Source organism: Paenibacillus sinensis, from assembly GCF_019904155.1.
Lineage (GTDB): Bacteria > Bacillota > Bacilli > Paenibacillales > Paenibacillaceae > Paenibacillus_AQ > Paenibacillus_AQ sinensis.
In genome coordinates this window covers 29,261-43,054 of sequence record NZ_JAHCMB010000202.1, presented here as the reverse complement: position 1 = coordinate 43,054, position 13,794 = coordinate 29,261, and the positions used below count along the sequence as shown (strand labels likewise).

Annotated in this window: 7 protein-coding genes; 5 read left to right on the top strand and 2 right to left on the bottom strand. The window is 58.1% G+C overall.

The window, feature by feature from the left end:
* Positions 1 to 23 precede the first annotated feature (23 nt).
* On the bottom strand, positions 24 to 2,057 hold the full coding sequence (locus tag KIH86_RS25315; protein ID WP_223081036.1) for a serine hydrolase: 2,034 nt from the start codon (positions 2,055 to 2,057) through the stop codon (positions 24 to 26).
* A gap of 277 nt (positions 2,058 to 2,334) precedes the next feature.
* Between KIH86_RS25315 and KIH86_RS25310 the strand changes: the two genes are divergently transcribed.
* From KIH86_RS25310 to KIH86_RS29670, 5 genes are all read left to right on the top strand, one after another.
* The gene (locus KIH86_RS25310) at positions 2,335 to 4,683 is read left to right on the top strand and encodes a response regulator (protein ID WP_223081037.1); all 2,349 of its coding nucleotides are present in this window, start codon (positions 2,335 to 2,337) and stop codon (positions 4,681 to 4,683) included.
* A complete protein-coding gene (locus KIH86_RS25305) occupies positions 4,658 to 5,038 on the top strand; it encodes a response regulator (protein WP_223081038.1) in 381 nt (126 codons plus the stop codon). The genes KIH86_RS25310 and KIH86_RS25305 overlap by 26 nt, the downstream gene beginning before the upstream one ends.
* On the top strand, positions 5,035 to 5,937 hold the full coding sequence (locus KIH86_RS25300) for a diguanylate cyclase (RefSeq protein WP_223081039.1): 903 nt from the start codon (positions 5,035 to 5,037) through the stop codon (positions 5,935 to 5,937). Before KIH86_RS25305 ends, KIH86_RS25300 begins: the two co-directional genes overlap by 4 nt.
* A gap of 257 nt (positions 5,938 to 6,194) precedes the next feature.
* Positions 6,195 to 7,919 (top strand): ABC transporter ATP-binding protein, encoded by a 1,725-nt coding sequence (locus KIH86_RS25295; RefSeq protein ID WP_223081069.1) that lies wholly within the window; start codon positions 6,195 to 6,197, stop codon positions 7,917 to 7,919.
* Positions 7,916 to 10,102, top strand: coding sequence for an ATP-binding cassette domain-containing protein (locus tag KIH86_RS29670; protein ID WP_235775597.1), 2,187 nt, complete (start codon positions 7,916 to 7,918; stop codon positions 10,100 to 10,102). The genes KIH86_RS25295 and KIH86_RS29670 overlap by 4 nt, the downstream gene beginning before the upstream one ends.
* 219 nt (positions 10,103 to 10,321) lie before the next feature.
* Here KIH86_RS29670 and KIH86_RS25280 read toward each other — a convergent pair whose 3' ends face one another.
* Positions 10,322 to 13,606 carry a polysaccharide lyase family protein gene (locus KIH86_RS25280; protein ID WP_223081040.1) on the bottom strand — a complete coding sequence of 1,095 codons (3,285 nt, stop codon included), beginning with the start codon at positions 13,604 to 13,606 and terminating at the stop codon, positions 10,322 to 10,324.
* Positions 13,607 to 13,794 lie beyond the last annotated feature (188 nt).

Below are 13,794 nucleotides of genomic sequence, written 5' to 3'. Positions count from 1 at the left end.
GCATCTGTGCGTTCTATCGAAAATCAGGGAATCAGCGATTTTTCCGGCAGCACCAGGTAATACTGGATCGCGGTGAATTCCGCTTTCGTCAAACCCTTCTGCGAGCCGTAGTCATACCGTCCGTTCTGCTCCGCAACCTCGGGTCCGTGCATTTGAAGATCGATGAGCGTCTTCACGGCCTGCTCCGCCCACGGCGAGGTTCCGCTTGCCAGCTTGGTGCTGCTCTTCTGTGGCTGATATCCGGAAATCTGCAGCAGCTTCAGCGTTATCATGGCCGCTTCCTCCCGCTTGATGACGCGCTGCGGCTCGAATAGGCCGTTGCCAGTACCGGACAGCAATCCGAGCTCGGCCGCCGCCTGGATCTCCGCAGCATATGGCGATTTCGCTACATCCTTAAAGACCGGCTTGTTCTTGGACGGGGGGAGCCTGAACTGGCTAATGATGCCGTGGATAAAGGCCTCCCGGGTTACCGGCTCATTCGGACCGAATGGCTTCGCCGGATCACCTGTTAATACGCCGAGTGACTGAAGGCTGTAAATGTACGTGGCGTACGGATGATCCTTAGGTACATCCGGGAAGCCGGTCCCTTCGGCCAGCCGTCCTGCATAGCTGCCGGGATTGCTGTACTTCAGATAGGCGATATTGCCCTGGCTGTCTTCCTTGAACGCCATCGGCATGCCATTCTCATCGACAAACAGCAGTCTTCCCACCTGCTTGAGCGTCGTATGCAGGCCCGCCTGATTGCTGCTGGTCAGCGTCCCGTCTCCGCTGGCCGTTATCTTGTTCAGCAAGATGCCTAATCGCAGGTCGCTGTAAATGCCTTCGAACCGTTTGAGTTCTGACTGCGGCTGTGGCTTATATCCCGGGTCGCCAAATTTTTCCGTTCCGGGATAGAAGGCATCCATGAAGGCTGCGTATAATTGCTGCGTTACATCCGACTCTGTCACAGCCGAGACGAAGACGCCGGTCTTCTCGTCAGGCAGCAGGAATAGATAGGATTGGAATCCCGGTATGCTGCCGCCCTTCGCAATGATGCGGCGGCCATTGGCATCTGCCAGCGGTGCGGGCGCTTCGAATCCGTAAGTCATATCCGGGACATCGGGGTTGATTGACACATGATAGGTTGACATGGCCTCTACGGAGGCAGGAGACAGGAGCGCATGTCCGTCCGCCGTCTTGCCGCCGTTCAGCCAAGCGATCATAAACCGCGACATGTCCTTCGCCGTGGTGATCATGCTGCCTTCGGGCAGCACTTCCGGCGACAGGCGGTAGAACGGCGTTTTCTTACCGCTGGCGTCATACACGTCGGGAAGCTGTGAGGCCAGGCTGCCTGCCGGATCAAAGGTGCTGGATGTCATACCCAGCGGCCCGAATACATGCTTGTTCATATAGTCGTTGAAAGCTTCGCCGCTGACCTCCTGAACGAGGTAGCCCACCACCTCGGAAGCGAAGTTGTCATACATGTAAGAGGTTCCCGGCTCGCGCACGACCGGCGGGAAATTGGCGAACACGGATTCTTTAAGCGTAAGCGGTTTGGCGGAAGGGTCGTACAGAATGCTGGCTGCTGTGGGATCTCTCACTTCAAAGCCCGTTGTATGGGTCAGCAGCATTTCCACTGTAACCGGCTTGCCGAACGGATTCTTGATCTTGTAGCCGCCGAGATATTTTTCTATGTTGTCCTGAAGCCCGATTTTCCCCTGGTCGACCAGCTGCATCAGTGCGATGACCGTAAACACCTTGGACACAGAGCCGACTCTGAACGGCGTACTCGCAGGATCGACCTTGGTGCCGGATAATCTGTCACTCTGCCCGTAACCGGCCTCTGCTATAACGCCGCCGTTCTTGACTACGGTTACCGTTGCCGCACTCGCCGCTGCTCCTTGTTGTTCCTCTTTAAAAAAACGGTCCAGAAATGCTGCTGCTGTTCCCGCATCCAGAGCGGGCGCACTCACTGTGGCTGCAGCAGCTTGGACGCCAGCCTGTGCGCTTACCGGCACTGCGGCCGAGAGTGCCATCGCCAGAACCAGCAAGCCCGCCGCGGCTCTTTTCCTTTTCATTAGATCAGCCTCCGTCGTTCGAAATTGGAATTTGTTGCAAAAAGATCGTACCATTCCCTTTCCTCCGGCTGACACCTACCTAAGACTGTATTTTCAACTGGTCTTAAGTCCAGTTCAGCTGATGAATTCTTCGAAAATCCTTTGCCTGATCACTCCGGTTATCTTATATTTGATCTTATGGCCGCCGATATAAGGATGATGAGTGCTTCGACATGATTTGACATCTTCGATAGATTTCGGTTCTTAAAAGAGTTACAGCGTTGACGGGAGGGACTTCATGTTTTTCAACTTTCTAAGGCTAAACCAGAAGCTGTATGCGGGCTTCGGCATTATTATCCTGCTGATGGTCAGCGTATTTGGATATACGTACATCAATTATGACAAACAGGTGCAGGCGGTGGCGGACAATCTTCACACTCAGGAGGTGATTCGGGAATCGGACCTGATTCTGGAGAGCCTGCTGAATATGGAGACGGGGGCCCGCGGCTATGCCATTACGGGTAAAGAGGAATTTCTCGATCCATATGTTCAGGGAATTACCGATTACAACGAGCATTACCAGCGCATTCTGGAGCTTACCTCGGACACCAGGTCCCAGCAGGAGCTGCTGAACCAGATGCACACCAAATTTCTGAACTGGTTCGACTGGGAGACCAATCAGGTGATCAAGAGCCGGCGCGATGTGAATGCCGGAAGAATGTCGATGGCGGAGGTCATCGCGATCGTCCAGACGGACAGAGGCAAGAATGAAATGGACGGGCTTCGCGCCATCCTTGCCAAGATTACCAGTTACGAGCAGCAGGTGCTGGAGGTCAGGGGCGACCGGCTTGATGCGACCGAACGGAATACAGCCATGGTCATGACCTTTGGCGGTGTGATCGTCGCCCTCTTGGCCGTAGGAATCTCCTTCTTCACCTCCTATTCGGTCTCAAATCCCTTGAAGCAGCTGATTCAAGCCATTGAGCGCATCACCCAGTCGAATTATCGGGAACCGATCAAGCTGAAGACGGATAAGGAGCTTGGCGTCGTCATCAGTCATTTCAACCGGATGCAGGCTGCCATTCAGAGCAGGGAAGTTGAGCTTAAGCGAAAGAACGAAGCTTTGAAGGAACAAATGATCGAGGTCAATGAAGCGAACAAGCTGAAAAGCCAGTTTCTCGCGAACATGTCCCATGAGCTGAGAACGCCGCTGAATTCGATTATCGGATTCACGAACCGGGTCATTAAGAAGAGCGGCGCCGATCTTCCGGTTGTCCAGCGGGATAATCTCGTCATTGTCCGGGATGAGGCCGTTCATTTGCTGGAGCTGATCAACAGTCTGCTGGATTACTCCAAGATCGAAGCGGGCCGCATGGAAATTCATCCTGAACCGTTCGACCTCCTGAAGGTCATTCAGGAAGTCTATATCATGACTCAGAATTTGCGGGACGATAAGCCGATCCAGTATTTGATGGAGACAGGAGACGAAGCCTCCATTCTGGTTACGTCGGACCGGATGAAGGTGAAGCAAATCCTCATTAACCTGCTGAGCAATGCGTTCAAGTACTCCGAAGAAGGAACCGTAACGGTGTCCGTCGGACAAGAAGGAGCCGGCTACCGCATCGATGTCCGCGATGAGGGTATCGGGATCGCTCCGGACCATCTGGTCAGCATCTTTGATGAATTCCGCCAGATTGACGGCTCCTACACCCGCAAAGTAGGCGGAACCGGACTCGGTTTATCCATCACGAAGAAATTCGTGGAGATGCTCGGCGGAACGATTGAAGTCGTCAGCCAGCCGGAGATCGGCAGCTGCTTCACCGTCCGTATTCCGGCCCACTGGACAGAAGAGAAGGCTGCGGAGCCGGAAAGACCGGATGTCCGGTATCACAGACGGGTCGTGTGCGTGGATGACGATCCCAATGTACATAAGCTATTCAAGCAGTATTTGGATGAGCACGGCTTTGAGACCATTTCTCTCGACGGTCAGGGGGATGTCGTTCAGCAGATTGTGGAGCTGGCGCCGGATGTGGTGATTCTGGATATTATGCTTCCCCAGAGAGACGGCTGGGAGATTTTGACCGATATCAAAGACCACCAGTCGGCGAGAAACATTCCGATCATTATGGCGTCTGTATTAAGCGAACGGAACCTGGCCTACCGGATGCGGGCGGATGAATACCTGATCAAGCCTGTGACACAGGAGGAGCTTCTTGGCACAATTACCCGAACCCTGTCCAAAGTCGAAGGGATCGATGTCCTTGTTGCCGACGATGATGATCATTTTCTCAATTTGATCGGGCAATTCCTCAAGGAAGAGCATATATCCTGCCGGCTGGCGGGTGACGGTATTGAAGCGGTACGGCAGATGAATCTGAAGAAACCGGATATGGTGATTCTCGATCTGATGATGCCCAAAATGGACGGGTTCGCCGTTCTGGAGACCATTCGGAGTACGGAATCGTTAAGCGACATTCCGGTCGTTGTCGTCACAGCCAAAGACCTGACAAAAGGAGAGCGGCAGCAGCTGCTTGACCTTTCCAGCCTCATTATCCAAAAGTCGGGGACGATGATCGATCAGGTCATGCAGGCATTAATTGAAAAAATCAAGGAGAAGTCAAATGAACCGAAGAATTTTGCTGGTTGAGGATAATCCCCATAACATAAGGCTTGTCGAACAATTGGTTGAGGAATGGGATGAATCGGCCGATCTTCTCAAGGCAGAGTCCGGAGAAGCGGCACTGAACCTGGCTAGGGATCATTCCTTCGATCTGGTGCTTATGGATATCTCGCTGCCGGATATGGACGGGATCGACGTTACACGCGCCCTGAAGGCGTATCCGCATGCGGCGGACATCCCGTACATCGTAGTAACGGCGCATGCTATGAGAAGCGATGAGGAGCTGTTCCGCTCCATTTTTGACGACTATATTTCGAAGCCCATCGATGATGAGGCGTTCTTTCACAAACTAAGCAGATGGATGGGAGGGGAGCCGCAATGAACCATACTCTGCTTGTTGTAGACGACAATCCCAACAATGTAAGACTGCTTCAGGATATCCTGGAGGATGAAGCGTTCACGGTCTGCACGGCCAGCCGGGGCGATCAGGTGCTTGAGCTGGCACGCGATCAGCAGCCGGATGCCATCCTTCTGGACATCATGATGCCCGGAATCGACGGTTTCGAAGTGTGCCGGATGCTGAAGCAGGAGTATTTGACGCAGGACATCCCCGTCCTGATGGTCACCGCCAAGACGGAAGGCAGCGATTTGAAAAAAGCGCTGGAGCTCGGGGCCTTCGATTTCATCAAGAAGCCGATCGATGAGGTGGAGGTCATTGCCCGCGTTCAATCCGCCCTGCGGTTCAAGGAGCGGGAAGACCGGCTGAGGGAGCTCGCGTCCAAAGACGGGTTAACCGGCGTCTATAATCATGCGCTGCTGATCGAGCTGTTCGATAAGGAGTGCCGCAAGCAGTCCAGGGGCGGCGGAGCCTTGTCCTTTGTTATGATGGATATCGACCGCTTCAAGCTGGTCAACGATACATACGGCCATCAGGCGGGAGACCGGATTCTGAAGGAATTCGCCCGGATTGTGCTGTCATCGGTCCGAAGCACCGATACGATCGGCCGTTACGGCGGAGAGGAATTCGGGCTCGTTCTTCCCGAGGCGAATACGGGGCAAGCCCGCCTATTGTGCGAACGGATTCGGGAGCAGGTCAGGGATCATCTCTTCTCCACGGGCAGCGAGCAGATCCGGATCACCGTGTCGGCCGGCATCTACACAAGTGAAGAAGGTGCAGAGTCAACTCCCGAAGAGATGATCAAGAAGGCGGACCACGCGCTGTATCAGGCCAAAAACAATGGCAGGGATCGGGTGGAAGTGTATGCCTCTGATCTGGAATAGTCTTAAGCATATAGCATTGCAGCCCGATCCGGTTTCGTCAGAGACCGGGTCGGGCTTTTGCAGCTGGCCGGATAACCGGTTCTAAATCTTTAGAATTTTCGCCTTTGCGGTCAGGCGCCTATACCCTTAAAATAGGAGAGCATGCCGGATAAACCGGCGAGTGGCAATCCCTTATCCAGGAAAGGAAGAACTTCATGCGAAGAAAGCATAAGCCCGGCGGGAGCGGTGCGCGGCGCGGCCCCGGATTGTACCGCGACATGCTGGTCCGCTATGTGCTGCCGCAGCGCCGGCTGCTTGCAGGGATGACAGCGCTGCTGCTAGCGTCGATCGGGCTTGCGCTCGTGAATCCGCAGATCATCCGTTATTTCATCGATACGGCTCAAGGGCAGGGAGAGCTTAAGCTGCTCTATTACGCGGCCGGTCTGTTCATTGTCTTCTCGCTTCTTCAACAGGGCGTGTCGGTAGCGGCCGCCTATTTCAGTGAAAACTTAGGCTGGTCGACGACGAACAAGCTGCGGGCCGAATTGGCGGAGCATTGCCTGTCCCTGGACATGAGCTTTCACAAGACACAGACCTCCGGCTCGCTGATTGAGCGGGTGGACGGGGATGTGAACGCGCTTGCGAACTTTTTCTCCAGCTTCATCATTCATCTGTTCGGCAATCTGCTTCTCATGATTGGCATTCTGGCGCTTCTGTTCCGGGAAAATATCTGGATCGGCCTGACCATGACCCTGTTCGTCATCGGAGCTGTCTTCCTGATCCAGTACATCCGCAAATTCGCCGTTCCGGCGTGGAAGCAGTGGCGGGTGCTGAACGCCGAATTCTACGGCTTCATCGGCGAGCATCTGGAAGGAACGGAGGATACGCGGGCGAACGGAGCGGCCGGTTATGTGCTGAACCGGTTCTATGAGCTGGCCCGCCGGATGCTGCCGGTCCGGGTGCGCTCTTTTGTAGGCTTTTTTCTGATGTGGAGCACGACGATTCTCGTCTTTACGCTGGGCAATGCTGCGGCTTTTCTCGTATGCGCCGCGCTGTGGAAGAACGGGCATGGCACGCTGACCATCGGTTCCATTTATATGGTCTTCTATTATACGGAGCTGTTGGCGAAGCCGATTGAGAAGATCCGCACCCAGCTTGAGGATCTGCAGAAAGCCGACGCCAGCCTGATGCGCGTGCACGAGCTGCTGTCCACGCAGCCGAAGATTACGGACGGCCCCGGTGCGAAGCTTCTGGCTGGTCCGCTTGCGGTGGAATTCCGCGATTTGACCTTTGCCTATGAAGACGGAGAGGCGGCGACGCTGTGCGACCTGCGCCTCCGGCTTGCGCCGGGGCAGACGCTCGGTCTTCTGGGCCGCACAGGCAGCGGCAAGACGACGCTTGCGCGCCTGCTGCTCCGCTTCTACGATCCGCAGGAGGGCAGCATCATGCTCGGCGGCACCGATATTAGGAGCTGCAAGCTGCATGAGCTGCGGCGCAAGGTGGCGCTCGTCACGCAGAACATCGAAATTCTGGAAGGCTCCGTCCGCGACAATCTGACCTTGTTCGATGACCGGATTGAAGACGGAAGAATATCGGCTGTACTGGAGGAGCTGGGACTCGGAAGCTGGCTGGCTTCGCTGCCCGAAGGGCTGGATACAGAGCTGGCCTCGGGAGGCGGCGGTCTATCGGCAGGCGAAGCCCAACTGCTGGCCTTCGCCCGCGTCTTCCTGACGGAGCCGGGGCTGGTCATTCTGGACGAGGCCTCGTCTCGTCTTGACCCGCTTACGGAGCACCGGATCGAAGCGGCGATCAGCCGCCTGCTGACCGAGAAGACTTGCATCATTATTGCACACAGGCTGGCCACCGTGCAGCGGGCCGATCAAATTCTCATCCTGGAGAACGGCCGCATGATCGAGAACGGTCCCCGCGAGGCGCTGGCGAAGGACCCGGATTCCCGGTTCAGCCGTATGCTGGCTGCCGGAATGGAGGAGGCGCTGGCATGAAGACAAGACATTTCTTCTGGCGGATAATCATGTATAGACCAGGCCTATATTTACTGAATCTGCTCGCCTGGTCGCTTATTCATATGGCTCCGCTCGTGCCCGGATTGCTGACGAAGGCGTTCTTCGACCACCTGGAAGGGACGTACTCCTTCCCTTACGGGGTATGGGGCATCGCCGCGCTGCTTGTCGCTGCCGCGCTCGGACGGATCGCGCTGATCTACGCCGGATTCATGACCGACGTGAATTTCCGCTACCGGGTCACGACATTGGTACGACGGAACATGCTGGGCCATGTGCTGAAGGAGCCGGGCGCCCGGGCCATTCCGTGTTCGCCGGGCGAGGCGATCAGCAATTTCCGGGACGATGTGGAGCAGGCGGAGGAAGCGACCAGCTGGTCCGTCGACACACTCGGTCTTGTCGGCTTCGTCATCGCCGCGAGCTGGATTCTCGTTTCGATCGATCTGCAGATGACCGTGCTCGTATTCGTTCCGCTGATCCTGGTTGTTACCGCCGCCCAGATCGCTACCGCCCGTATCCAGAAATACCGGGCGGCCAGCCGTGAATCGACGGCCAAGGTAACGGGAGCGATCAGCGAGATGTTCGCCAATGTGCAGGCCATTCAGGTGGCGGGCGCCGAGAAGCGGATCGTGGAGCGCTTCGTCTCCCTCAGCGAGCGGCGCCGCCAATCGATGGTCAGGGACAAGCTGCTGACGGAGACGCTGTCGTCGATTTTCACGAACTCCGTCAACCTGGGAACCGGCCTTATTCTCGTGCTGGCCGGGTACAAAATGCGCAGCGGCGGCTTCACGGTCGGCGATCTGTCGCTGTTCGTCTACTATCTGACCTTCGTAACGACGCTGATTTCCAATGTAGGCAATTTCATGACCTACTATAAACAGCTCGGCGTCAGCTTCGAACGGATCAAGAATATGCTTCAGGGCGCGCCGGCGACGCTGCTGACAGAGCCGAATGAAATCGGCATCGAACGGAAGCGCAGAACCCGCAGCCGCGAAAGCGAGGGCGGAGGGGGCCGGCCAGCAGGCGGCGGTCCGGTCGAGAACGCCTATGTAAGCGGCCAGAGAGGCAGCGGCGGTTCGGTCGAGACTGTCTATGTGAGTGGCCAGTCCGGGGGCGGCGAGCGCGGGCCCGCCTACGTAAGCGGCCCGGATGGAGACGGCGAGTCCGCGCCTGCCGGAGAATGTGCGCGGGCAAGTGAGCGTGCGCTTGTTGGTGAGACGCCTGAAGAGTCGCATGGGAAGCCGACGGAAGAACTGTTGGGGGAATCGCCGGGGGACGGCGACCCCGTCAAGGACTTGGCTAGCGGGGTTTCTCGCAGCGTCTCACCTGAATTCCCGCCGCAGAGAACCGTCGCCGGAGGACCTGTCGGCGGTGAGCATCCCGCCGCCAGTCCGGCTGAGGCGCTTCCTGCGCAGGCTCCGCCGCTTGCGGAGCTGTCCGTCCGCGGACTGACGTACCGCTATCCCGAAACCGGCCGTGGCATCCAGGACATCGACCTGGACCTTCGCCGCGGCTCCTTCACGGTCATCACCGGGATGATCGGCAGCGGCAAGACGACGCTCGTGCGGACGCTGCTCGGTCTTCTCCCGGCGGATGCAGGCGACATCCGCTGGAATGGCCGGCGGGTCGGCCGTCCCGCCGATTTCTTCGTTCCGCCGCAGAGCGCCTACACCGCGCAGATTCCGCGCCTCTACAGCGACACGCTGCGGAGCAACATCCTGCTCGGGATTCCCGAGCAGCCGGGACGCCTCACGCAGGCGATTCACGCCGCCGTGATGGAGGAGGACGTTCCGCATCTGCAGAACGGCCTTGATACCATGGTCGGACCGCGCGGCGTGAAGCTGTCCGGCGGCCAGGCCCAGCGGACGGCCGCCGCCCGGATGCTGGTGCGCGAGGCGCAGCTGTACGTGTTCGACGATCTGTCCAGTGCGCTGGATGTCGAGACCGAGCGGCGGCTGTGGGAGAGATTGTCCCTCATCCGGGGCCATACGGCCTGTCTCGTCGTCTCCCACCGGAAGGCGGCGTTCACCCGCGCGGATCATGTGATCGTGCTGGCGAATGGAGAGATCGAAGCGCAGGGAACGGCGGCGGAGCTGCTGGAGAGCAGCGAGAGCTTCCGGAAGCTGTGGCATGGGGAAGGAACAAAGGACGAAAGCGCAGGATAGACACATGGATGAAGAGGCTGGTCAAGAGAGTTCTTGGCTGGCCTTTCTCGTTATGCGCTGCGCGGCCCGGTACTTGGCGGCAACTTCCCTTTGCGAATCCATATGCAGCAGTCGCCCGCGCGACCCGATACAAGCGCAGCCCCGGCTCCGGTAAGTACCGGCTCCGGGGCTGCTGCTGTTCATAGACCCAAATGATGAGAAGAGGATTGCGGCGCTGTGCTATTCCGCCTGTTGCAGACTCTGCTGCGGGCCGTTGACACTGTATTTATTGAAGGTAACTTTGCCGCCTGCTGTGACGATTTTGAGCGTGTGACTGCCGTCCGGCAGGTCCTTTTTCTCAAATACGACCTTGTTGTAGCCTTCAAGATTGGCAGCTGTAAGATCGATCGTCTCCTGAAGGATGTCGTCGATGTATACGCTCGCCAAGCCCATATTGCTCTGGACATTGGCCAGCCATCGGACGCCGGTTCCTGTGAAGCTGAAGGATGCAGTCTCGGCTGGCGATTCCGTCTCATTCCAGCTGCCGTTGTCATTGGTGGTAATGCCGGGTGTATAGTAGATTCCGTCGTCGTTGAAGGCATAATCGCTCCAGCCGGGGTCCGTCTGTGAGGCAGCTGTAGGAATGATCTCCATGTAATCGAGATTGACACCGCCGGTATTGCCGCCGTCATGCCGCAGCATGACGGTGTTCGGGCCGTCTGCAAGCGCAATGTCGGTCGAGATGCTCTTGTAGGCGCCGGAGCCTGAGGCTTTGCCGGTCGAGACGAACGTCAGCTTCCGGATCATTTGGCCGTTCACATACAGATTCAGCGTGGCATCCGCCGAGGTGGCATAGCCGACGCGCAGGGTGTAGCTCCCGGCGCCCGGCATAATGTTGATGACGCTGACGCTGGAGCCGCTGGCATGCATGTCCCGGACATAGGCGCCGCCTGAGGCGTAGGAGTCCGGCGTTGTCTTGGCGATGCCGCCAAGCTGAGCTTTCTCCGTCTCGTAGAGCGGTCCGCCCGGCGTAACCGGCATGTCCGGCACGGTGAGCTGCAGCGGATCGCTCGCAGCCGAGAGGTTGCCGGAATCGTCGCCTGCCTTGACGGTATACGAATAAGTCCGGTCATAGCTGATCGTCGTATCGGTGTAGCTGGTCAGCGAAGAAGGCAGTACGGCGATTTCCTCGCCGTCCCGATATACCCGGAACGAGGTCGTCTTCGCGTTGTCTGACGATTCGTTCCAGCCGATAACGGCGGTGTTCCAGGTCGCCATTTCGGCCTTCACGAGAACCGGCTTCTGCGGAGCCTGCTTCTCCTCCTTCGTCAGGTACAGCTGAACGGCTTCGCCTGCCGCCACGGTCAGGTCGAGATCGAGATAGGGGGATGCGGTCAGGTCGCTAACGGAGTAAGCCGCGTCCAGCGTCTGGCCGTCCCGGTACTGCAGAGCCCGGTACGTGCCGCTCTCCGGCAGCGTCACGCGCACGCTCACATGCCGCGCCGGCGTACCGGCAGGCTCGAAGCTTACGACGCTGACGATCTGCTTGTCGGCCGAGGCTCCTACGGCCGACGTTCCGAGTCCGGCCGTATCGACGGCGCGGACATAGATTTTGCGGCCGGCGGAATCGTCGCCGCCCAGGAAGTAGTACGGCAGCGGCGAGCCGTGCGTGGCATAGGCCGCGGCCAGGCGGCGGAATGTGCGCAGCCGGGTCTCGCCGCCTTCGGCGGAATTGGCCGCCCAGGCCATTGTGTCGGCGGCTTTATGCGTACTCCAGTTCGCCGGACGGACGAATAGCGCATAGTTCGGATAAGACGAGTCGAAGGCGGTATGCTGCATGATATGGTCGGCGTAGCCGATGTCCCCGCGCATCTCCCGGTCGAAGATGGCTGCGTATTTATAGGCTGATGCCCCGAATTTGCTCTGGTCGGTGTGCAGATCATTCGCTCCGCTCTCGGTCATGACCATTTCCTTGGGCAGGCCGTCATCGGTGCCCCCATCGTAGCTGAGCAGGTTCTCATTCAGCGCGCCGCCCCGGGCCTGGGCCAGGCCGGACAGCGAATAGCTGTGTCCGTTCGTCAGATCGGACAGCGCCTCGATCGGCTTCCGCTGCGCGGGATCGCGTTCCCATCCGTAGGGCGTGCCTTTGGTCGGCCAGTAAGCCCAGCCCGGGGCGACGATCTTCAGCCAGGGAGTGCTGGCCTTCTCGGACTGCAGGAACTGGGCCAGCTCCACAATCGAAGCCTGATTGTGGCTGAATACGCCCGGTTCATTGTCCATTTCGAGATAGGAGAAGTACGAGCCGTACGAGGCCATGAACTGGCGGTAATAGGTCTTCATGCTGTCTGTCATATGGCCGGCGAGCATGTCCTGACTGTTCATGAAATCGGAGCCGAAAATACCGACCATCGGCTGCAGGTTCAGATCCTTCATCGTTTGCAGATAGGACACGATGCCGTTCTGCCAGGTGCTCTTGGTGTCCGACCAGAAGCCGGTGCGCAGCATGTTGCCGCTGTAGGCGATGCCAAGCCAGCGGGTCAGCTCCGGCAGCAGCCGGGTCACATTGTCATCAATAACGAAGCCGTTCGCGATGGCGGTCCCGAGATGGATATAGCGCCCGTGGATCGGCTCGGCTGCCGGGGCGGCGAGCGCGTTCAAGGACAGCTCATCCCACTCATACCACAGATTCGCATCGCCTGCCGTAGTTGCGTAGGAGCCGGCGTACACCTCCAGCTTCAGCTCATTGTCACCGGTCTTCAGCAGCTCCTTCGGGATATAGAGCTGGTACAGCTCGCGGAAGGGATAGGCGCCTCCGCTGCCCGAGGTTCCGGCAATTTGCAGCAGTCCGGCGAGACGGCCGTTCGAGTAGACGGCCATTTGGGGCACGGAAATATAGGCGTTCAGAATATGAACGTCGAATTCCGCTCCGTAAGCGGGTAGGGCTTCCAGCGAGTAGCCGATGGTGAGCGTCTTGTTCACGCTGGCCTTCATGCCTTTGGGGAAGGTCTTCCAGTTGTTAGACGCGCTTTCGTCAGGCAAATTGGCGGAGTAGCTGCCGGTCATGGCGCGGTAATCGGAAAATTCGGCGAAGCTGCCGTCATGGGCGCCGATGGTCCAGAGCGGTCCATCAGGCAGGAGTGCCAGGCTGTCGCCCGAAGCGGCGTACACGCTTGAGGTAACGGCGCTATCTCCAGTCTCTCTGGTAACGGTGGTCTCCCTGTCCGCTCCAGTCTCCCCGGTAACAGCGGCTTCCCCGTCTGCCGCGGATGCTCCGGTGACGGCGTTCTCCCTGGTACCACTGGAGCCGGTACTGTTGCCGGAGCCTGCGGTCCGGTGTTCGGCGAATACGGTGGAATGCAGCGGAATGGACGGGACAATGGACGGAACGCCCAACACTAGGGCGAACACCGTCAGCAAGGCAATCCTTCTGGTCAGGATACGGCGGCGGCGCGAAGCTGTGGTCGTGGCAATTGCTGCGGATGCAGCGGAGACGGACTGGTCTTGATGCGGAACTTGATTTCTCATGCTAATTCTCCTCCGGTTCTAATACCCCATGTACGCCGCTGCTTCGCTAGGGTAAGCGTCGGCAGCGCCCAGTACGGGCGGAGGAGGAATGACTTTCACAAACGGTGGCAATATTCAAATAGCGGATTCGTTCAAAAAAGCTCTTCCCCCGAAATGTCCGATAACCGCGCCCCCGAATCGGGCGCGGC